Below are 1220 nucleotides of genomic sequence, written 5' to 3' on the forward strand. Positions count from 1 at the left end.
GATGGGCCGGTGGGGCGAAGCAAGAAGGAGCATCGCGGGATCGGGTTGACGAAGGACGAAGTACACCGGACGGTGCCCCGACCAGGAGTACACCCAGTATCAATTCTGACAGTGGAATGTTTCGCGCAACCGCGCGTCTACCTGCATACGCGACAGTGCACACAAGGTGCCGGTGGCATACGCGGGGACCGACACCAAACAGGAGGACAGATGGGATTCTGGGATCAGCTCAAGGCGAAGACGCAGGAGCTGAACGGGCAGCTGCAGACGAAGACTGCGCAGTTCAAGAACAAGGAGTTCGCGAACGGTGCGATGGCGATGTGTGCGCTGATCGCGGCTGCTGACGGCAGCATCGACCCGTCGGAGCGGCAGAAGACGGCCGCACTGATCATGTCGAATGAGTCGTTGAAGGTGTTCGCCCCCGACGAGTTGCGACAGAAGTTCGACTGGTTCTGCGACAAGCTGCAGGGCGATTTCGATTTCGGCAAGGTTGAGGCCACTGCCACGATCGGCAAGCTCAAGTCCAAGCCTGAGCAGGCGCGTGCGGTGATCCAGATCGGCATCATCATCGGCGGCGCCGACGGCAACTTCGACCAGTACGAGAAGAACGCGGTCAAGGAGGCGTGCTTCGCCGTCGGGATCAACCCGGGAGAGTTCGACCTTTGAGACCTGTACGCGCCCGGAGGTTGTCGGAGGGCCGGACTATTGTCTGCCCCAAATGCACGGTTTCGTGCCGCGCCGTCCAGTACTGAATCTAAGCTTCAACCCGGATCGCCGGAGGACGAACATGGGCGTGAGCCTGACCAAGGGCGGCAATGTCTCGCTGACCAAAGAGGCCCCTGGGCTGACCGCAGTCGCCGTCGGTCTCGGCTGGGATCTGCGCTCCACGACCGGGCAGGACTTCGACCTCGACGCGTCCGCGATCGGGCTGGGCGCCGACAAGAAGGTCGTCTCCGACCAGCACTTCGTGTTCTTCAACAACCTCAAGTCCCCGGACGGTTCCATCGAGCACACCGGCGACAACACCACGGGTGAGGGCGACGGCGACGACGAAGTCATCAAGGTCGACCTCGCTGCCGTGCCGGCGAACATCGACTCGATCGTGTTCCCCGTCTCGATCTACGACGCCGACAACCGCAGCCAGTCGTTCGGCCAGGTCCGCAACGCCTATATTCGCGTCGTCAACCAAGCCGACAACTCCGAACTCGCCCGTTACGACC

2 protein-coding genes are annotated in these 1220 nt (G+C 62.0%); both read left to right on the forward strand.

From position 1 onward, the window contains the following. Positions 1–210: 210 nt before the first annotated feature. A complete protein-coding gene (locus AB4Z09_RS29120; protein WP_442241397.1) occupies positions 211–666 on the forward strand; it encodes a tellurite resistance TerB family protein in 456 nt (151 codons plus the stop codon). A gap of 121 nt (positions 667–787) precedes the next feature. Beyond that, a partial coding sequence (locus AB4Z09_RS29125) for a TerD family protein (protein ID WP_442241398.1) occupies positions 788–1220 on the forward strand: 433 nt, incomplete at its 3' end.

The organism is Rhodococcus sp. TAF43, assembly GCF_052113525.1.
In the GTDB taxonomy this organism is placed as follows: Bacteria; Actinomycetota; Actinomycetes; order Mycobacteriales; family Mycobacteriaceae; genus Prescottella.

Coding starts and splice junctions, on each gene's coding strand:
- AB4Z09_RS29120 (WP_442241397.1), top strand. CDS start 211: ATGGGATTCTGGGATCAGCTCAAGGCGAAGACGCAGGAGCTGAACGGG.